Raw genomic sequence first — 21,059 nt, forward strand, 5'->3', positions numbered from 1 at the left:
TAAAAACGATTAAAAAAGGAATAAAAATGCTTCTTATAAAGCCTTTCAAGTGCAAGGGATCGCAACATTGGGAGTTGTTAAGTAGTATGAGGGCTAAAATTTATACTTTTATTAAGCATAAAAAGGATAGTGCACAATGGACTTATATCTCAAGGAGAGTATGTATACTATTTACGAGTAGAGTTTGAAATATAGTTAAGAGTATTGAGCAATCGCTCTTTAAAAAGCCTGTGAATGTACAACATTAAATGTATTCTGTTTGGGATTTTTTGTATAGAGGAGCAACACCATTAAAGCAATATTTTATAATTATTTAAATAGCACTCTTCCCCCTGACTTTCGAATGTTAGCCAATTACATGATCTATCTGCTTTATTTGCTTCTTTGACTGTTGTAAATTTTTGATGATTCAATTTCGTAGTTTTAGAACAGACGTGTCTATCCTAAAACTCTTACATGTTTCAGCGAATGAGAATAATTATACATTCAGACTATCTTAAGCGAAAAAATATTTTCATACCAAATAAATATGAAGAGCTACTGCTATAAAAACTGGTAAATCCACAATCTCTTTGTTGTTTATATGTCAATAAATTAAACGCAAAGGAAAATTCTTCGTCGTTCTTAGGATATTTTTCGTTTCTGATCTTGATTTTTCATTCCAAATCGACAATATGAGCTTGGGAGGTTGGTGGTGGACGGACTACTCGCCAACTGGGTCAGGTCTGGAAAGAAGCAGCCCCAACGAGTTCTGGTACGGGTCATCGTTCCAACCTCCTATTTTGCTGAAGAAATTATTTTTTATGCTGTCTTTTAGCGAGGTATTTTTAATCTTCAGAGCAGCATTTGTATGCAGCAAATAAAGGGGTTTTGTTATTTTTAAACAAATTGTCCCATAAATAATTTGATTAAGAAAAAATCCTTTTATATGAGACTACAGTATTGATCTATGCTTTTGTATTATCAAAATGTACGCATAAAGAACTTCGAAGTTGGAAATACTCATGGAAAATTTACCGGTAGAAACAGCCTATCGTGTTCTTGCTCGTAAATATCGACCCCAAAACTTCTCTGACCTCATTGGTCAGGAAGCTATGGTGCGTACTCTCACCAACGCCTTTGAAAAAGGTCGTATTGCACAAGCGTGGATGTTAACAGGGATTCGTGGCGTAGGTAAAACCACAACAGCACGTATTTTGGCACGTGCGCTTAATTATAAAACAAAAGATATTGATCAACCAACAACTGTATTGGACACTCTTGGAGAACATTGCACACAAATTATCGAAGGACGCCATATTGATGTTATAGAAATGGATGCCGCTTCTCATACGGGCATTGATGATATTCGTGAAATTATTGAACAAATACGCTATCGTCCTGTTTCTGCACGCTATAAGGTTTATATTATCGATGAAGTACATATGCTCTCAACACAAGCCTTTAATGGTTTATTGAAAACTCTTGAAGAACCACCTTCCCATGTGAAATTTATTTTTGCCACAACAGAAATTCGCAAAGTTCCTATTACAATTCTTTCGCGTTGCCAACGTTTTGATTTACGACGTATTGACTCAAAAGCTTTGAGTGCACATTTGCGTCAAATTGCGAAATATGAAAAGGTAGAAGTAGAAGATCAAGCACTCTCTATGATTGCCCGTGCTGCAGAAGGATCTGCACGTGATGCATTATCCATTTTTGATCAAGCAATCGCCCATAGCAATGGCAATGTTAATGCTATTGCGGTGCGTACAATGTTAGGATTAGCGGATCAAGCACGTATTATTGATCTTTTTGAATTTATCATGAAGGGCGATGTTGTCAATGCGTTACATGAATTACGCAGTCAATATGAAGCAGGTGCTGATCCTCTTACTATATTGACAGAACTAGCCGATTTTAATCATCTGGTCACACGTTTACGTTTTACACCAGAAATAGTGGAAGATTTCTCTCTGACTGAAGAACAACGTTTAAGAAGTTTAGACTTTTCAAAAAAACTTTCCGTTCCTATTTTATCCCGAAACTGGCAAATGTTACTCAAAGGTTTACAGGAAGTTAATCAAACTGCACGTCCTCTTCAAGCCGCTGAAATGCTTTTAATTCGTCTTGCTCACACGGCTGACTTACCAACTCTTGATGAGGCTTTAAAAAAGCTTACGCAAGAAAAAACGCCTCTCACACTGGTTAAAAACTCTTCTCATCAAGAATCTACAAATGCAAATAATATAACAAAAGAAACAATGGTCGGAGCCCATGCTTCCTCGAGCGTTTCAAATACATTACTCGATCAATCAGATTTAAAAAGCTCTTTGAAAAACCAATTAGATCATTCCTTACAACCAGAAAATTTAGTTAAAAATCAAAACCATGACAAAATCAGCGCCCAAGAAGTAACAGAAATTCTAGAAACTTCTCAATCTACTGATCTTTCTGAAAAGATTGCAAATTTATCGCATTCTGTCACGCAAACAACAGAAAAGATTACTGAACCTAAAACTCTCGTGATTAATTCTTTGCACGATATTGTTCAATTAGCCGAACAGCATAATGACGTTCCTTTCAAACTCCTTGTTAAAGAATTTGTTCATCCTGTTTCTTTTGAAGCTGGGCATATTACCTTGAGACTTTCTGAAAATACCCCACAATTTCTTGCTCATGATATAGAAAAAAAGATATCTCAATGGACTGAAAAACGCTGGACAATAACTTTTGTTAATGAAGGAGGTGGCCCAACCTTACAGGAGGAAAGTATAGCGATTCAAAAGACTCTTTTTTCCAATGCAGAAACAGATCCTGATATCGCGAAAATCCTCAATCATTTCCCAGAAGCAAAAATTGTCGATATTCGACTCAATAAAGAAGAAAATGATCTTGATTTACTCTCCAATACCTTTAAAAATGCTGATATTTTTAAAAATAAAAATGATATCAATGATGAATAAGGATACCTATTCCTATGCGTGAAATGATGAGCATGATGAAAAAAGCCAAAGAAATGCAAGAAAAAATGCAGAAGATTCAGGAGGAAATAGCTAATCTGCAAGCTGTGGGCACTGCAGGGGGTGGTCTCGTCAATATCACTTTAAATGGCAAAAATATTATAACAGCAATTCAAATTGATCCTTCATTACTCAAACCTGAGGAAGCTGAAATTCTTGAAGATCTCATTATGGCAGCTTATAATGAAGCAAGAACAAAAATCGAAGTCGCAATAGAAGAAAAAACCAAAAGTATGACGGCAGGGCTACCACTCCCATCAGGTTTCAAGCTTCCATTTTAATGAAACGGATTTTTTCCGTGGGACAAAAATATGTCTAAATACATTGCAGGACCTGAGATTGAACGTCTCATTCAGATTTTATCACGGTTACCAGGTCTTGGTCCACGTTCAGCACGTCGTGCTGCGCTTCATCTTATCAAAAAAAAAGAGACATTGCTGGAGCCTTTGGGAGCGGCTATACAAGCAGCTATAGAAAAAGTCGGCATTTGTTCTGTTTGTGGAAATGTCGATACCATTGATCCTTGTTCAATTTGTACAGATTTGCGCCGCGATGATACAACAATCATCGTTGTTGAGGATATTGCTGATCTGTGGGCTCTTGAACGCGCAAAAACTTTAGCCGCACGTTACCATGTGTTGGGTGGACGACTCTCCCCCTTAGATGGAATAGGTCCTGACGAACTCAACATTGCCACCTTAATACAGCGTGTTGTACAAAACCCTATTACGGAAATTATTCTTGCTGTCAATGCGACTGTCGAAGGTCAAACAACTGCTCACTATATCACCGATCAGCTTTCCAATTTTCCAGTTAAAATTACGCGACTTGCTCATGGTGTCCCTGTAGGAGGCGAGCTTGATTATCTTGATGACGGAACTTTAGCAGCAGCTGTACAAGCAAGAACAAATCTTTAAAGCTTTTTCTTCTTAACCTTTAGCTCTTTAATGACGGGGGAATATTAAAATGATAAAGAAAAATCTCTCACTTTTAAACGACTTTGGTCCTGGTGTTTTAGTATGTTTACTCATATCAGCCTTAGCTTATGGCTTAGAAGTCGTAGAAAAACAGCTTTTTGGACAATCATGGCTTGAAAGCCTTGTTTTGGCAATTCTTTTAGGATCGATTATCCGTAGTTGTTTTCCTTTGCCAACATATTTTCAAAAAGGTATCACCTTTTGTGCAAAAACACTTCTCGAAATTGCTATCGTTCTTCTAGGAGCAAGCATTAGCATTAACGCAGTCCTTTCAGCTGGTTGGAATTTGCTTGCTAGTATCATTTTCGTGATATTCGTAACGATTATCCTGAGCTTTGCCATCGGCCGACTTTTCGGGCTTTCTACACATTTAGCAATGCTGGTCGCTTGTGGGAATGCTATTTGTGGCAATTCAGCTATTGTCGCCGTTGCACCTGTCATAAAAGCAAAACATGACGATGTAGCCGCGTCAATTGCCTTCACTGCTCTTTTAGGAATTCTTATTATTTTATTTCTACCCTTTTTACATCCATCTCTGAATTTGTCATTTAGCCAATATGGTGTGCTTGCTGGCATGGTTGTTTATGCTGTACCACAGGTTTTAGCAGCAACAGCACCTATCTCTTTTCTGAGTGTTCAAATTGCAACAATTGTCAAATTAGTACGGGTTCTCATGTTAGGCCCTGTTATTTTTACTCTATCAATCATTTATCGCCGATCAGCACAAACACGCTTACGTTTACATACCCTCGTCCCATGGTTTATCATTGGCTTTATTATCATGATGCTTGTTCGCTCAAGTGGTCTTATCCCTGAAAAGGCTATCAATCCCATCAAATTTATTGCCCAATTGTTTACTGTTATCTCAATGGCTGCACTAGGATTAGGTGTTGATATCCGATCACTAAAAAAAGCAGGATGGCGCGTCATTTTGGCTTCAACCTGCTCCATAATTATTCTCGGTATTTGTAGCCTTATCATGATACAATTGAATGATTTAAATCATATAACATTTTAAATGTACATTGATTATTATTTTTTCAACGTAGTATGCAATCAACCCAAAGTCCTTATTATTATTAAAATCAGTTCTTTCATAAACCAGAAAAAATTCTAAAATACTGCTCATTATTCTATACAAAAAATTGAAAGAGCTGATATTTTAAGTGAAAACTGTTAAATTTGCTTTTCAGTCCATAATGATTTGCAACGGGGTAGTATCGAAATACGTAACTCATGCAAAACAATGCCATTTCTTTCATCTGCTCTCATTACGCTGAGGTTTTTATATAAAGACGGATAAAATATATTCTTATTTGGAAAAAATGTGGGGTCATAACTTTTCCTCTTTTAAATTACTTTTACTTACTATGTAATACAAGTGGCATCATCGTACTATTTGATAGCTTAAAAGTTGTGACAATCCTTACATTTAAACGATTCGTGAAAGGAGTTTTTATTCTTTTCTTCAACAGTTTTGATTCATACGCTAACTCCGCTTGTAATATACAAGCTAATAACTTTAATTGTTTCACCATAAGTAGATTTAAAATAAGAGAATCTTACAATACTCAAGATACTCATTCAAAAAGTGATAAAAATAAGGATTAAATCAACATCTCGTTCTATCCCATAAAAAGATATTGTTGCTTATTGGCACTAGTAACTTTCTTACAAATGAAATATACGATAATGAAAAGATTAAAAATACAGCAGGACTTTTATTTATCGTTTTATTCAACTAAAATATTTTTATGCTTATCCTTGCTATAGATACTGCTTCAATTTATTGTGCTGTTGCGCTTATTCGTCATAAATCTGTTATTGCGCGTATCAATGAGCGCATGAACAAAGGACATGCTGAAAAACTTATTGGGCAGATTACACAAATAATGAAACAAGCCAATATGACGCTTGATCAAGTTGAGCGTATTGCTGTCAATATTGGACCTGGATCATTTACTGGTGTACGTGTCGGTGTTGCAACAGCGCGCGCTTTGGCATTAGCACTTGAAATACCTGCTGTTGGAGTGAGTGCTCTTGAAGCGTTAGCAGCACAAGTCATAAACAATAAAAGTACAGCATCGGCAATTACTGTTGTCATTGAAGCAGGGAGAGGGATGTTCTACCATCAAAATTTTCATAATGATCTCACACCTTTGGGAGAGCCGGGATTAAAAACAATTGAAAATATCCTCGAAGATTTGCCCAAAAAAACCCGACTGACTGGCCCAGCTGCTGATATCGTTGTGGAGCATATTAAAAACCATAAAATATACGAAAAAATTGTCCTAGAAAAAATCCCCTGCGAAGCGGCCGATATTGTAAACTATGCTTATCTTGCTGCAAACAAACAATCAAAAAATTCACCTCGCCCACTCTATCTACGCAGCGCTGATGCAAAACAACAAACCAATTTTGCTTTACCACAAAAAAAATAATGCCCAAATTTTCATTGACAAAAAAGAATTTTGGAATTGCTCCGCTACAAGTTAATGATAGTGCTTCTCTTCATCAAATTCATCAGCATTGTTTTACCCCTTCTTGGGAAAAACAAGCTTTTGATAATTTCTTAACAGATCACTCTATCTTCGGATACAAAGCTTTTCTCATTGATCACTCTGATCAAATTTTAGGCTTTTGCCTATGCCGTCTCATCCTTGATGAAGCAGAAATCATCACAATTGCTGTTCATCCTCATTATCGTCAAAAAGGAATTGGTACCTTTCTTATCGATCGTACAGTTCACCATCTTCACGACAAGGGCGCTATAAAATTATTCTTGGAAGTAGAAGCCACAAATCTTTCTGCTTTGAACCTTTATCAACGCTTTGAATTTCAAAAAATTTCTGAACGTCTTGCCTATTACGCGTCAAAAAATGGTCGTGGTGATGCAATTATCATGCAAAAAACTTTTAAGCAAATAGATTGAGATTTGTGTAAAAAACATTTACACATGCGCTATGAATAAAGTAAATCCTAAAAATACGCCTCCTGTTGCTCCTAAAAAGGTTTTTATCAAAACCTATGGATGTCAAATGAACGTTTATGATAGCCAACGGATGACTGATAGCCTCAGTTCGCAAGGCTATGTGACAACACAAATTCCCAATGATGCCGATCTTATTCTTGTTAATACCTGTCATATTCGTGAAAAAGCAGCAGAAAAACTTTATTCTGATCTTGGTCGTTTGCGCGTTATGCGTCAAGAGCGCACACCTGATAAACCCCTGATGGTTGGTGTAACAGGTTGTGTTGCACAAGCTGAGGGAAGTGAAATCTTGCGCCGTGCGCCAACAGTGGATCTTGTTATTGGTCCGCAAATGTATCATCGCTTGCCAGAATTGTTAGAAAAAGCCAAACAAGGGAAAAAAATTATCGAAACAGACTATGCTGTTGAAGATAAATTTGCTCATTTGCCGCCCCATAATAAACATGCAGTAAGAAAACGAGGTGTTAGCGCATTTTTAACAGTACAGGAAGGTTGCGATAAATTTTGCACTTTTTGTGTTGTTCCTTACACACGCGGTGCTGAAATATCACGGTCTGTCGAGCAAATTACCGAGGAAGCCCTTCAACTCATCGAAGCGGGTGTCAAAGAAATTACGCTGCTTGGACAAAATGTCAATGGTTGGCATGGACAAAGTGCTGATGGCAAAACTTGGCGTCTTGGCGATCTTCTTTATCATCTTGCAAAACTCGATGGTTTAAAGCGTTTGCGTTACACAACCAGCCACCCGCGTGATATGGATGATAGCCTTATCGCCGCACATCGAGATCTTGATATGTTAATGCCTTACCTCCATCTGCCTGTTCAATCAGGTTCAGATCGCATCTTAAAAGCCATGAATCGCCAACACAAAAGCTCTCATTATCTTCATCTTATCGAAAAAATTCGGACGGCACGACCCGATATTGCCTTTTCAGGTGATTTTATTGTAGGGTTTCCAGGAGAAACAGATGAAGACTTTGAAGAAACCATTAAACTTATTCAACAAGTACAGTACAGTTCAGCTTATTCTTTTAAATATTCCCCCCGTCCTGGAACAGTGGGAGCCACAATGAAAAATCATGTTGATGAATCTGTAAAAGATGCCCGACTTCAACATTTACAAGCCCTTCTCCTTGAGCAACAAAATGCGTTTTTGCGTTCTAAAATTGATCAAAAAACGAACGTTCTCATCGAAAAACCTGGACGTCACTCAGGGCAAATGGTAGGGCGTTCCCCTTGGCTTTTACCTGTTGTTGTCGATACAGAAGCCTCTACAGGTAGCGTGATAGAAATTCATATTAAAAATGCAAGCTCAAACAGTTTTGTTGGTGAAGTGACAAATAGATAAACATGCCTCTAATACCTTGTTCAAAAATAAATATTTTGGAAAACTCTTTTATTTTAAAAGCAAATGATTACATCTAAAGCGTGCACTTTTTGTAAAAATTGTCTTTTATAAAGTTTACTTAACAAAATGTGCAATATTTATGTAAATATGGAGAATAGGCTGAAAGCTTCAACCGAAAAAATAAAGCGTATTAAAGAAAAAGTAAATATGTCCCTTGAAAAGGCTGATACCTTGAAACAAACAAGCGCTTCAGATGTGAGCCAAGTTGTTTTGATTTTCGAAAATAATAAATATGCAAAAGCAGTTTTTGGTAAATTTGACGAAAATCTCGCTTATATCGAAAAAAAACTCGAACTTAGTATTCATCCGCATGGTAATGAAGTCTTAATCCGTGGAAATATTTCTGTTATAAAACGTGCGCAATATGCATTGCAGCAGCTTTATGAACGTGCCAAAACACATCAAGAGCTCACTTTATCAGATATAAAAGGAGCGATTGCTATGGCAAATATACCAAAGAAGCAGAAAGAAGACACAATAACACACAAATCTGCAACGAAACGTATAGCAGCTCGGTTGAGTACCCATAAAAAAATAATTCATGCAAGAACTCCAACACAAGACGCTTACATAAGTGCTATGGAGCATACTGAACTTGTGTTTGGTGTAGGACCAGCAGGAACAGGAAAAACGTATCTTGCTGTTGCTCATGCTGCAATGCTTCTAGAACGTGGTATCATTGAGCGAATTATTCTCTCACGTCCGGCTGTTGAAGCTGGAGAACATCTTGGTTTTCTTCCCGGTGATCTCAAAGAAAAAGTCGACCCATATTTACGACCACTTTATGATGCTCTTTATGATATGATGCCCGCTGAAAAAATAGAACGCATTTTAGCCTCTGGTGTCATAGAAATTGCTCCTCTCGCCTTTATGCGCGGACGAACACTTGCCCATGCTGCTGTTATTCTTGATGAGGCACAAAATACTACGCCCATGCAAATGAAAATGTTCCTCACACGTCTTGGAGAAGGAACACGTATGATTGTTACCGGTGACGTAAGCCAAATTGATTTGCCTACAGGGCAAAAATCAGGTCTCATTGAAGCAATTCGCATTCTTTCAAATGTAGAAAATATTGCAATTGTGCATTTTGATGAAAAAGATGTTGTACGCCACCCACTTGTTGCTGCTATCGTTCGTGCTTATGATCGTGATTCCGAAATACAAAATAAAAAAAAATCATTCGCATGCGATGCATTAAAAAATGAATTTGATTCATCATGATTATTATTGATATAATGATTAAAAGCGCAGGGTGGAATGATGAGAAAATGCTTTATAATATCACTGAAAAAGCATTAATGGCAACTATGCATCATGTTTCATTGGCAAATGTTGTAAGCGAGATTAGCCTGCTTTTTACGGATGATGAACATATGGCACAAATCAATGCACAATGGCGCAACAAAAACAAATCTACTAATGTATTATCCTTTCCTGCTTTTCCACTTAAAGCTGGAAATCGACCTGGTCCCATACTCGGTGATATTATTATTGCCCGAGAAACTGTTGTTTTCGAAGCAGAGAAAGAAGGAAAAACATTTCAAGACCATTTAACACATATGATTGTTCATGGTATCTTGCATCTGCTTGGTTATGACCATGAAACTGATGATGAAGCATATAAAATGGAAAAGCTCGAAAGAGAAATTCTTCAAAAGCTTTCCATAAAAGATCCTTACGCATAATTGTCTATCAATGATAAAATTTAACTTTTAAAATCAATATTACCAGCATACCATTTAAAGCCTCTTATTTATCTATTATAAAAAAGAAAGTCTAGAAGATTTCAAAACCATGGCAAACAAAATAAATGCACAAAATAATAGTCAAGCATCTTCTAATAATGAAAAAGACCCCTCTCAGCAGACGAATCATACAGAGAAATATTCCCTGATGAATCATTTATTTTCATTCTTACGGGGTCGTAATTGTGCATCTACGTCACTGCGCGATGATCTTACCGTTGCACTCACGACTAACAATGAAAAAGATCCCGCCCTCTTCTCACCTGAAGAACGTACTATGCTGCATAACATTTTACGCTTACGTGAAGCACGCGTGGATGATGTTATGATACCTCGTTCTGAAATCGAAGCATTAGAAATAAACACCTCTCTTGGAGAAACCCTTAAATGTTTTGCAAAAATTGGTCATTCTCGTATCCCCGTTTATGCTGAAACTTTAGATGATCCGCGCGGCATGATCCATATCCGCGATATTCTTAACTACATCACTCGCTTTATTATCAACCCAACAAAAACCGAACAAAAATCTGATTTGCTTCAATTAAACCATACAGACTTGCATACTCCAATCGGTGAATTGGATTTGATCCGAACAGTTCTCTTTGTTCCCAGTTCTATGCTTGCAAGCAAATTATTAACACGGATGCAAACTACACGAACTCAAATGGCTTTAGTTATTGATGAACATGGAGGAACAGATGGTCTCGTTTCAATGGAAGATATTGTTGAGTTAGTCGTTGGGGATATCGAAGATGAACATGATAATGTCGACAATGCTATCGTACGTGAACCAAATAATAAATGGCTCGTTGATGCAAGAACTGAACTAGAAGATGTGGAGAAAGCTCTTGGTCCTGATTTTATCGTAGGGGAATATGGTGATGAAGTTGATACTATTGGTGGTTTGATCGTCTCAATTCTTGATCGCATTCCTGCTAAAGGTGAAATTGTCGAAGCTGTACCTGGCTATAGATTTCGTATTTTAGAAGCTGATAAACGCCGGATTAAACGATTGCGCATTTTTCGCATTCCCAAAAATGAGAATCTTGAGAACAATGCCATCCCTAAAGAATAGTCCAGTATTTTTAAACAATTTCATCGTTTTTTTGTTCTCTGTTACAGGCTGGAAGCGCCAAGCATGGATATTTCTGTGTGGTGCTCTTACTTCTTTTGCACTTCCACCCTTTTATTTAACGCCTCTTTGCTTTTTAACTTTCCCTCTCTTTATTGTTTTACTTGACTCAATACGGGCCACCAAAAACAATAAAAAACATTTTTTTACTTACGCTTTAAGCTGTGGAACATTTGGTTTTAGTTATTTTATTTGCGGCCTTTGGTGGCTATGCAATGCTTTGTTAACAGATCCAGATTCTTTTGGTTGGGCAGTTCCATTAGCCATTTTATTCCCTCCACTCTACCTTTCTCTTTATTGGTTTTTTTCTGGTTTCATTGTCGGTTTATTATGGACAAAAGGAATAGCACGCTTTTTTGTTTTAGCCTTTGCATTAGGATTATCCGAGTGGTTGCGTGCGTTTTTATTCACAGGATTTCCATGGAATTCTCTTGGCTATACAGCCATGCCAACCCCAATGTTCATGCAATCTGATGCAATCGTAGGACTTTACGGAATGAATATTCTTGCTGTCTTAGCCTACAGTTTGCCAACTGTTTTATTAACGGATGAAAAAAAGAAAGTGGCACTTTCTCTTTGCTTATCACTTATATTCATTCACTGTGGTTTTGGGTTTTATCGTCTTCATACTATAGAAAACACAACTGAAGATCAAAAAAGTGCTTATTGGGTGCGCATTGTTCAACCGTCCATCCAACAAAATATAAAATTGCGTGATAATACACGAGAATCTATGTTGGAAGCACATATGAAGCTAAGTGCAACGCCAACAACCGATCAAAATTCAGAACCCGATTTTATCGTATGGCCTGAAGCTTCCGTTCCTTACCTTCTCTATGATAATTCATCTATCACAATGCGCATTGCCTCTCTTTTAAAACCTAAACAATGGGCTATTGTTGGAGCAATACGCGCCAGCAATGATCTACCTCATTCCCAAACACAATATTTTAATACAATTGCAGTCATTAATGCTCAAGGTAATATTTTAAATACTTCCGATAAACTTCATTTGGTTCCTTTTGGTGAGTATCTTCCTTATCAGAATTTATTGAAAAAAATTGGATTGCGTACCCTTGCTGATAATATTGGTGGATATAGTGCTGCAAGTGTGCGCAAAATTGTTACAATGCCAAACGGATTTTCTTATCTACCCTTAATTTGTTATGAAGCAATATTTCCCCATGAAATGACTTTTAAAGGCTCCCCACCTCAAGCAATTATTAATATTACAAATGATGCATGGTTTGGTGTAACACCTGGACCCTATCAACATCTTCAACAAGCACAGCTTCGTGCCGTTGAACTGGGAATCCCCCTCATACGGGCCGCCAATAATGGCATATCAGCTGTTATTGATTCTTATGGACGAATCGTTGTAGCTCTTCGACAAAATGCTGTGGGCATTATTGATTCACAAGTTCCATCATCCATTACCCCTATAGGAAGCAATGAATACAGAACTTTCTCTACTTTTATCTTATTCATCCTTATGCTATTGTGTCGTATTGGTTTTGGTTTTACAAAACAGCTTAAATGATTCAAGTGCCCTTTGTACGGTATTGTGTTGTGTGTACCAGTGATATTGGGAAAAAATATTACATATTGTTTTAATTATATGATAAATCAACTGCGCATAAATATGATGTTGGTTTAGAAGAAAAATGCTGGAAATAAAGAGTTGCATTATGACCGAAACTAGAAAAAAACCTGACCCTATAGATATCTATGTTGGAACTCGTATCCGTTTACGTCGTAATATTTTAGGACTCACTCAAGAGAAACTAGGTGAAAAATTAGGAATTACTTTTCAGCAAATCCAAAAATATGAAAAAGGAACAAACCGTATTGGTGCCAGCCGTCTTCAAGCGATAGCGGAAATTATGGATGTTCCTGTTTCTTACTTTTTTGATAAAGGTATTACCTCCCAACAAGTAGAGGGTTTTGCTGAAAGTGAACACAATTTTATAGACTTTTGTTCTAGCAGCGAAGGGATTCAGCTCATGCGCGCTTTTACAAATATATCTGATGCTAAAGTGCGTCGAAAAATTATTGACTTGGCAAAAGCACTTTCTGAGGAAGATTTGACAAATAAGTTATAAATTAAAATTATATTTTTTCTCTTTTATTCATATACATTTGCATTGACTATTTGCTGTAGAATTAGCAAATGGTGACGACTTTAGTAAGCAATTGATTAAATCGTTGGTTTTCTTTTTTGAAGGAGTTCCTATGCCGCATCAAGATTATCTTTTTACGAGCGAATCGGTATCGGAAGGACATCCTGATAAAATTTGTGATCGTATTTCCGATGAAATCGTTGATATGATCTATAAAGAAGCTGAAAAGACTGGTACTGATCCATGGTTAGTACGCGTTGCCTGTGAAACTCTCGTCAGTGTCAACCGTGTTGTTATCGCTGGTGAAGTACGTGTTCCCGATACGCTATTAAAAAAAGATAAAAATAAAGAATTCATCTATGATGAAACTAGCTTTCCACTCATTAATCCTACACGTTTTCGTACAGCAGCGCGCCGTGCTATTCGTACCATTGGCTATGAACAAGCAGGCTTCCATTGGAAAACTGTTAAAATTGATGTTCTTTTGCGCCCACAATCAGCTGATATAGCAAGAGGGGTTGATAATGCTACGGATCGGCATGGTGAAGAAGGAGCGGGTGATCAAGGTATCATGTTTGGATATGCTTGCCGTGAAACACCTGATCTCATGCCTGCGCCAATTTATTATGCGCATAAAATTCTCAAACTTCTTGCCGCAGCTCGTCATAAAGGAGAGGGAGAAACTGGAAAATTAGGACCAGATGCTAAAAGCCAAATAACCATACGTTATAAAAATGGAAAACCGATAGAGGTCACATCCATTGTTCTTTCAACGCAGCACCTTGATGAAAGCTGGGATTCCAATAAAGTACGTACAGTGGTTGAACCTTACATTCGCCAAGCTTTACATGACATTCCCATTGCAGCTCAATGTAGTTGGTATATTAACCCAACAGGAAAATTTGTCATTGGAGGCCCTCAAAGCGATGCCGGATTAACGGGACGCAAAATTATTGTGGATACTTACGGAGGTGCAGCACCCCATGGAGGCGGTGCTTTTTCAGGAAAAGATACAACAAAAGTTGATCGTTCTGCTGCCTATGCGGCACGCTATCTGGCTAAGAATATTGTTGCTGCTCATTTAGCAGAGAGATGCACCATTCAACTCTCCTATGCAATTGGTATTGCACAACCTTTATCTATTTATCTTAATCTTCATGGAACAGGAAAAGTCGATGAAAAGGTTATTGAAGAAGCCATCCGCAAAATAATGGACCTTTCACCTACCGGCATTCGAAAACATCTTGACCTCAATAAACCTATTTATGCGAAAACAGCTGCCTATGGTCACTTTGGTCGTAAACCAAAACACGATGGTTCGTTTTCATGGGAAAAAACTGATCTCGTGAAAACGCTTCAAACAATGATCCAAATCCCATGATTAAACATAATATACGTAAGAGTGAAGCATTTTTTGGACGCCGACAAGGAAAACAACTTCGAGACAGTCAGCTTACACGTATACAAATGCTTCTCCCCAGTTTGAATATTGATTTAAATGTCCCTCCTCCCTTAAACCTTACATCCTTATTTTCAAGCAAAGTAAGAGAAATTCGACTTGAAATCGGTTTTGGTGGAGGTGAACATTTACTTCATGAAATGGCATATTTTCCAAAAACCGGTTTTATCGGCATCGAGCCCTTTATCAATGGCATGGCAAAAATATTATCGTCTCTTGAACAGCATCAAAACCATCAAAATCGTCTTCGCCTCTATAATGATGATGCTACACGCCTTCTTGATTGGCTCCCTGATAACTCGCTTGATGGAATAGACCTCTTCTATCCTGATCCTTGGCCGAAAAAGAAACACTGGAAACGACGCTTCATCAATATAAAAAATCTTAACCGTTTTGCTCGTGTTCTTAAAATAGGAAAATTTTTTCGCTTTGCTAGCGATATAGACAGTTATGTAAACTGGACTTTGTACCATTGTGCACAACATGATCACTTTGAATGGAAAGCAGAAAGCCCTCAAGACTGGAAACTCCCTTATCCACTATGGAGTGGAACCCGCTATGAAGCAAAAGCTTTACGCGAAGGACGAACGCCTGCCTATCTTACCTTTATCAAGAAATAAATGATCAAGCGCTTTTCTCATAAACAACTTGAAAAATTTTGAATTTAAGAGTATTAATAGTTAAATTCTTGGTCTTATGATGAAGAGTGGGCCGTTGGACCCGCTCTTTTTTAATATCATAAAACTGATGAAACCAACTTGGATAAAATGTATGAACGAAGCTGAAAAAATAAGCAATCTTGACGAACCGCGCCTGTTTGAAGAAGATGGTATCGAAGCACAGGTTGCTGCTCTTGTCATACCATTGTTTAAACCTTTAGGTTTTCGTTTGGTTCGTGTAAAACTTCTTGGTCAAAATGGTTTAACACTTCAAATTATGGTTGAACGTGCCGATGGTTCTATGACCATAGAAGATTGTGAAACTGTTAGTCGAACTGTTTCTCCCCTCCTTGATGTACAAAATGTTATTGAACGCAAATATCATTTAGAAATCTCATCACCTGGAATTGATCGTCCATTGGTAAGAAAATCTGATTTTTTTCATTGGCAAGGGCATCTTGCAAAAATTGAAACCAAAATAACAATTGATGGGCGCCGAAAATTTCGTGGGACACTTACAAATATCACGCAAGATGGATTTATTTTAAACACTGATAAAGCTGCTTATGGAGAAGCCATGTATACCCCTATTTCCTTTTGTGATATCATAAATGCGCATTTAGTGCTTACCGATGAGCTTATTCGCGATGCATTGAAACAAAATAAAGATTTAAGTCAACAATTCATTGCCGAAGAGAACGCTAACGACTCTATATAGACGCTCAATTTCAAAAAATAATATCACTGGGAAATACCCATCGTGTGGCACAAAGAAGGAGAAAATTGATGGCTACAAGCGCTAACAGGCTTGAGATTCTGCAAATTGCAGATGCTGTTGCACGTGAAAAGTCAATCGACCGTGAAATTGTCATTTCTGCGATGGCTGATGCTATTCAAAAAGCAGCACGTTCTCGTTATGGTCAAGAAACCAATATTCGTGCTGAAATCAATTCTAAAACAGGTGAAATTAAATTACAGCGCCTGCTTAAAATCGTTGATGTCGTTGAAGACTATACAACGGAAATTACTTTGTCTGATGCTCTCAAACGTCAAGCAGAAGCAAAAATTGGTGATTTTTTTGCTGATCTTTTACCTCCTATGGATTTTGGACGTATCGCAGCACAATCTGCTAAACAGGTTATTGTACAAAAAGTACGCGATGCAGAGCGCGATCAGCAATATGAAGAATTCAAAAATAAAGTTGGTGAAATTATTTCTGGTACAGTTAAGCGTGTGGAATATGGTAACGTCATCGTTGATCTAGGGCGCGGTGAAGCTATTGTTCGCCGTGATGAATTAATTCCTCGTGAATCATTCCGCTATGGAGATCGCATTCGTGCTTTTGTCAATGATGTACACCGTGAAACGCGTGGTCCGCAAATTTTCCTTTCACGCACACATCCCCAATTTATGGTAAAACTTTTCACTATGGAAGTACCAGAAATTTATGATGGTATTATAGAAATCAAATCTGTTGCTCGTGATCCAGGTTCACGGGCTAAAATCGCCGTTGTTTCACGTGATGGTTCCATTGATCCTGTTGGAGCATGTGTTGGAATGCGAGGAAGTCGTGTACAAGCTGTTGTTGCTGAATTACAAGGCGAAAAAATTGATATTATTCCTTGGTCGCCTGATGCGGCAACATTTGTCGTTAATGCACTGCAACCTGCTGAAGTTTCTAAAATCATCCTTGATGAAGATGCTGAACGGATTGAAGTTATTGTGCCAGATGATCAACTTAGCCTTGCTATTGGACGACGTGGGCAAAATGTTCGCTTGGCTTCGCAACTAACAGGATGGAACATTGATATTTTAACGGAAAAGGAAGAATCTGAAAATCGTCAAAAAGAATTTACTGAACGAAGTAAATTGTTTATGGAAGCCTTAGAGGTTGACGAAATGATCGGACAGGTTATGGCATCAGAGGGTTTTTCTTCTATTGAAGAAATCGCCTATATTGATCTTGAAGAAATCGCTTCTATTGATGGTTTTGACCATGATACCGCCGCTGAAATCCAAAGTCGTGCCCGCGAATATCTTGATCATCAAGAAAAAGAACTCGATGAAAAACGCAAAAAGCTCGGAGTTTCTGACGAATTGCGAACACTTCCTGGAATGACAAGTGCTATGTTGGTTGCTGTAGGTGAGGATGGTGTAAAAACAATAGAAGACTTTGCTGGCTATGCCGTTGATGATTTAGCTGGTTGGAGAGAACGTAAAGAAGGTCAAACACAGAATTTTTCTGGTATTTTAACCCCTTTTGACATTACACGCGCAGATGCAGAAGCTATGGTTTTAGCCGCACGTGTACAAGCAGGCTGGATAGACCAAGCTGATCTTGTTACAGAAAATCCTGTAGAAGATGAAAAAACAGATGATTTGGATGTGGATACACTTTAAATGAATGAACGGACTTGCATTGTGACCCGAAAAAATGCTTCAGCACAAACGCTGATCCGTTTTGTTATTGGACCAAACAACCAAATTGTTCCTGATCTTAAAGCGAATTTACCAGGGCGTGGCGTTTGGATTTCTGCCCATCACGCTGTTATTGAGAAAGCAATCAAACAGAAAGCTTTTCATAGAAATTTTAAAACAGATGTTGAGGTTGCACCAAATCTTGTGCATGTTGTTGATACGCTTTTACTAAAAGCCGCTCTTTCAAGCCTTTCCATGGCACGAAAAGCGGGAGCAATTGTTATGGGAGCAACAAAGGTTGACGCTGCTATCCGCTCTGGTAAAGTTATTCTTGTACTTCATGCTAAAGAAACAACAGAAGATGGGAAACGAAAAATTGCTCAGGCCATCCATTCAATACAACAACAAACAAATCGGACTATAAAAACCATATCTTTATTTACAAGTGATGAAATGCGAGTGGCTTTTGGCTCTAATCCTGTAATGCACGCGGCCTTACTGGACACAAAAGCTGCTGAAGGATTTCTCAAAACAACATGTAAATTGATCAGCTATCGTGACGACAAGCATAGTAAGTCTAGTGAGATGACGGCCCAAGCCGTGAAGGAAGTACAATGAGTGAAAATAACAACGACAAAACAACCGTCAAGAAGACACTAACTCTCAAGAGGTCTGTCTTGGAAACGAGTACGGTTAAACAAAATTTTAGTCATGGCCGTACGAAGGCTGTCGTTGTCGAAACCAAACGGCGTAAAATTACGCGACCTGATGAAAAAGCTGAAACCCTACAGCCCATTACAAAGCCGCATGTGGCCCCCCAGCGTTCTAAACCGCGTTTTGAGGGAAAAAAGCCTCAAGAATCTGTGACCAAAAGCAATCTTTCATCAACTGAAATGGAAGCGAGACTTCGCGCGTTAGAAGAAGCACATATCCAAGAAAAAATAACGCGAGAACAAGCCGAAGAAGAAGCAAGACGCGCTAAAGAGCGTGAAGAAATTTTACAGCAAGAAATTAAAGAAAAAGAAATACATCTCCAACAAGAAGAAGAAATATCGCCAGTACAGACTCCACCTGTTCCCCCTCTCATTGAACAGACAGATATTCCTATTGCCCCTAAACAGACAACCGTGGTTGAAAAACGCAAAATAGATGACAATAAAGAGGAAGAACGGCATAGTCGACGTGCTAATCCTGCTAAATCAGAAATACGTGTACCCAAAGTTGTCAAAGGAGCTGATGAGCGGAGACGCGGAAAGTTAACTCTGAATAGTGCACTGGATGAAGAAGGAAGCGCACGTGGGCGCTCAATGGCTGCAATGCGGCGTAGACAGGAAAAGTTTAAGCGTGCACAAAATCAAGAACCAAGAGAAAAAATTTCTCGCGAAGTTGTTCTTCCTGAAACGATTACTATTCAAGAGCTCGCACAACGTATGACTGAGCGTTCTGTTGATGTGATTAAATTCTTGATGAAACAAGGACAAATGATGAAACCTGGCGATGTTATTGATGCAGATGTTGCCGAACTCATCGCTGTTGAATTTGGCCATACTGTTAAACGTGTTTTAGAATCTGACGTAGAAGAAGGTATCTTTAATATAACAGATAATCCTCAAAACATGCAGCAGCGCGCCCCTGTTGTAACCATTATGGGCCATGTTGACCACGGAAAAACTTCGCTTTTGGATGCTATTCGTAAAGCAAATGTTGTTTCTGGCGAAGCAGGAGGTATTACGCAGCATATTGGTGCCTATCAAGTAGAACAAAATGGTCAAAAAATTACCTTTATTGATACACCAGGTCATGCTGCATTTACCGCTATGCGTGCACGCGGAGCTCGTGTTACTGATATTGCTGTTCTCGTTGTAGCCGCTGATGATAGTGTTATGCCTCAAACGATTGAATCAATCAATCATGCGAAAGCTGCTGGTGTACCTATCATTGTTGCTATCAACAAAATTGATAAACCAGCTGCGAATGCACAAAAAGTGCGTACAGAACTTCTACAACATGAAGTGTTTGTTGAAACTATGGGTGGAGAAACTTTGGACGTTGAAGTTTCTGCTAAAACTGGTCAAAATCTTGATAAACTTCTCGAAGCTATCCTTCTTCAAGCTGAAATGCTTGATCTGAAAGCAGATCCTCAACGAACTGCAGAGGGCGTTATCATTGAAGCCAAATTGGATCGCGGACGTGGGTCTGTTGCAACAGTTCTTGTTCAAAAAGGTACATTACACCCTTCTGATATTATCGTTGCTGGAAATGAATGGGGTCGTGTACGTGCTTTGATTGACGACCATGGCCGCCATGTCAAAGAGGCCGTTCCCTCTACACCAATTGAAATTTTAGGCATGCAAGGAACACCACAAGCCGGAGACCGTTTTGCTGTTGTCACACATGAAGCAAAAGCACGTGAAATTTCTGAATATCGGCAACGATTAGCACGTGATAAAGCTGTTGCGCGGCAAACTGGTTCGCGTGGTTCTCTTGAACAGATGATGACAAAATTGCAAACGACTGGTGTTAAGGAATTTTCTCTTATTATAAAAGGAGATGTGCAAGGATCAATTGAAGCAATCGCTTCAGCATTGGAAAAACTCGGAAATGACGAGGTTCGTGCGCGTATTGTACATTCTGGTGCTGGAGGAATTACCGAAAGTGATATTTCTCTTGCAGAAGCTTCTAACTCTGCTGTAATTGGCTTTAATGTTCGAGCTAATAAGCAGGCACGTGATTTTGCTAAAACACAAGGAATTGAAATTCGTTATTACAACATCATTTATGATCTTGTTGACGATATCAAGGCTGCTATGTCTGGATTACTCTCACCAGAACAGCGTGAAACTTTCCTTGGTAATGCTGAAATTCTAGAAGTCTTTAACATTACAAAAATTGGAAAAGTTGCAGGATGTCGTGTTACAGAAGGTAAAATAGAACGAGGAGCCGGTGTTCGCCTTATCCGCGATAATATCGTTATTCACGAAGGAAAGCTGAAAACACTCAAACGCTTTAAGGATGAAGTCAATGAAGTGCAAAGTGGTCAAGAATGTGGGATAGCCTTTGAAAATTATGAAGACATGCGTGCAGGAGACATCATTGAGACCTTCCGTATCGAACATATTAATCGCACATTATAAAATAATCCAA

General features: G+C 38.3%; 18 protein-coding genes and 1 other RNA gene. All 19 read left to right on the forward strand.

Annotated elements, in window-relative coordinates; all coding sequences use genetic code 11:
* The first annotated feature begins 683 nt into the window (after window positions 1-683).
* The 19 genes from ffs to infB all read left to right on the forward strand — a co-directional run bounded on the left by ffs (window position 684) and on the right by infB (window position 21,049).
* Window positions 684-781: signal recognition particle sRNA small type (gene ffs / locus ACFIK4_RS08290), an RNA gene on the forward strand.
* Between the two features lie 223 nt (window positions 782-1,004).
* Complete coding sequence (locus ACFIK4_RS08295) at window positions 1,005-2,945, forward strand: DNA polymerase III subunit gamma/tau (RefSeq protein ID WP_375675741.1); 1,941 nt, start codon at window positions 1,005-1,007, stop codon at window positions 2,943-2,945.
* Between the two features lie 14 nt (window positions 2,946-2,959).
* Window positions 2,960-3,283, forward strand: coding sequence for a YbaB/EbfC family nucleoid-associated protein (locus ACFIK4_RS08300; protein WP_375606797.1), 324 nt, complete (start codon window positions 2,960-2,962; stop codon window positions 3,281-3,283).
* Window positions 3,284-3,313: 30 nt separating this feature from the next.
* Window positions 3,314-3,919 (forward strand): recombination mediator RecR, encoded by a 606-nt coding sequence (recR, locus tag ACFIK4_RS08305; protein ID WP_273790577.1) that lies wholly within the window; start codon window positions 3,314-3,316, stop codon window positions 3,917-3,919.
* A gap of 49 nt (window positions 3,920-3,968) precedes the next feature.
* Window positions 3,969-4,997, forward strand: coding sequence for a YeiH family protein (locus tag ACFIK4_RS08310; RefSeq protein WP_375675742.1), 1,029 nt, complete (start codon window positions 3,969-3,971; stop codon window positions 4,995-4,997).
* A 736-nt stretch (window positions 4,998-5,733) separates the two neighbouring features.
* Entirely contained in the window at window positions 5,734-6,420 is a 687-nt protein-coding gene (gene tsaB, locus ACFIK4_RS08315) for a tRNA (adenosine(37)-N6)-threonylcarbamoyltransferase complex dimerization subunit type 1 TsaB (RefSeq protein WP_375675743.1), read from the forward strand.
* Window positions 6,420-6,911 (forward strand): ribosomal protein S18-alanine N-acetyltransferase, encoded by a 492-nt coding sequence (rimI, locus tag ACFIK4_RS08320; RefSeq protein WP_375611805.1) that lies wholly within the window; start codon window positions 6,420-6,422, stop codon window positions 6,909-6,911. Before tsaB ends, rimI begins: the two co-directional genes overlap by 1 nt.
* A gap of 31 nt (window positions 6,912-6,942) precedes the next feature.
* A complete protein-coding gene (gene miaB, locus ACFIK4_RS08325) occupies window positions 6,943-8,319 on the forward strand; it encodes a tRNA (N6-isopentenyl adenosine(37)-C2)-methylthiotransferase MiaB (protein ID WP_375611806.1) in 1,377 nt (458 codons plus the stop codon).
* A 159-nt stretch (window positions 8,320-8,478) separates the two neighbouring features.
* Window positions 8,479-9,603: a PhoH family protein gene (locus ACFIK4_RS08330; protein ID WP_375675761.1), complete on the forward strand. Its 1,125-nt coding sequence runs from the start codon at window positions 8,479-8,481 to the stop codon at window positions 9,601-9,603.
* Complete coding sequence (gene ybeY / locus ACFIK4_RS08335) at window positions 9,600-10,067, forward strand: rRNA maturation RNase YbeY (protein ID WP_375611807.1); 468 nt, start codon at window positions 9,600-9,602, stop codon at window positions 10,065-10,067. The genes ACFIK4_RS08330 and ybeY overlap by 4 nt, the downstream gene beginning before the upstream one ends.
* 109 nt (window positions 10,068-10,176) lie before the next feature.
* Window positions 10,177-11,202 carry a hemolysin family protein gene (locus ACFIK4_RS08340; RefSeq protein WP_375675744.1) on the forward strand — a complete coding sequence of 342 codons (1,026 nt, stop codon included), beginning with the start codon at window positions 10,177-10,179 and terminating at the stop codon, window positions 11,200-11,202.
* Window positions 11,165-12,799: an apolipoprotein N-acyltransferase gene (gene lnt / locus ACFIK4_RS08345; RefSeq protein ID WP_375613313.1), complete on the forward strand. Its 1,635-nt coding sequence runs from the start codon at window positions 11,165-11,167 to the stop codon at window positions 12,797-12,799. The genes ACFIK4_RS08340 and lnt overlap by 38 nt, the downstream gene beginning before the upstream one ends.
* A gap of 148 nt (window positions 12,800-12,947) precedes the next feature.
* Window positions 12,948-13,361, forward strand: a complete 414-nt coding sequence (locus tag ACFIK4_RS08350; protein ID WP_375611810.1) for a helix-turn-helix domain-containing protein — start codon at window positions 12,948-12,950, stop codon at window positions 13,359-13,361.
* A 130-nt stretch (window positions 13,362-13,491) separates the two neighbouring features.
* On the forward strand, window positions 13,492-14,760 hold the full coding sequence (gene metK / locus ACFIK4_RS08355; protein ID WP_375613312.1) for a methionine adenosyltransferase: 1,269 nt from the start codon (window positions 13,492-13,494) through the stop codon (window positions 14,758-14,760).
* Entirely contained in the window at window positions 14,757-15,458 is a 702-nt protein-coding gene (locus ACFIK4_RS08360) for a tRNA (guanine(46)-N(7))-methyltransferase TrmB (RefSeq protein ID WP_375675745.1), read from the forward strand. The genes metK and ACFIK4_RS08360 overlap by 4 nt, the downstream gene beginning before the upstream one ends.
* Window positions 15,459-15,585: 127 nt before the next feature.
* A complete protein-coding gene (rimP, locus tag ACFIK4_RS08365; RefSeq protein WP_375675762.1) occupies window positions 15,586-16,215 on the forward strand; it encodes a ribosome maturation factor RimP in 630 nt (209 codons plus the stop codon).
* Between the two features lie 68 nt (window positions 16,216-16,283).
* On the forward strand, window positions 16,284-17,897 hold the full coding sequence (nusA, locus tag ACFIK4_RS08370; protein ID WP_375675746.1) for a transcription termination factor NusA: 1,614 nt from the start codon (window positions 16,284-16,286) through the stop codon (window positions 17,895-17,897).
* Entirely contained in the window at window positions 17,898-18,533 is a 636-nt protein-coding gene (locus ACFIK4_RS08375) for an RNA-binding protein (RefSeq protein ID WP_375611814.1), read from the forward strand. It abuts the gene before it with no gap.
* Window positions 18,530-21,049, forward strand: coding sequence for a translation initiation factor IF-2 (infB, locus tag ACFIK4_RS08380; RefSeq protein WP_375611815.1), 2,520 nt, complete (start codon window positions 18,530-18,532; stop codon window positions 21,047-21,049). Before ACFIK4_RS08375 ends, infB begins: the two co-directional genes overlap by 4 nt.
* Window positions 21,050-21,059 lie beyond the last annotated feature (10 nt).

The organism is Bartonella sp. AP9QHHD (assembly GCF_042195625.1).
Taxonomy (GTDB): domain Bacteria; phylum Pseudomonadota; class Alphaproteobacteria; order Rhizobiales; family Rhizobiaceae; genus Bartonella.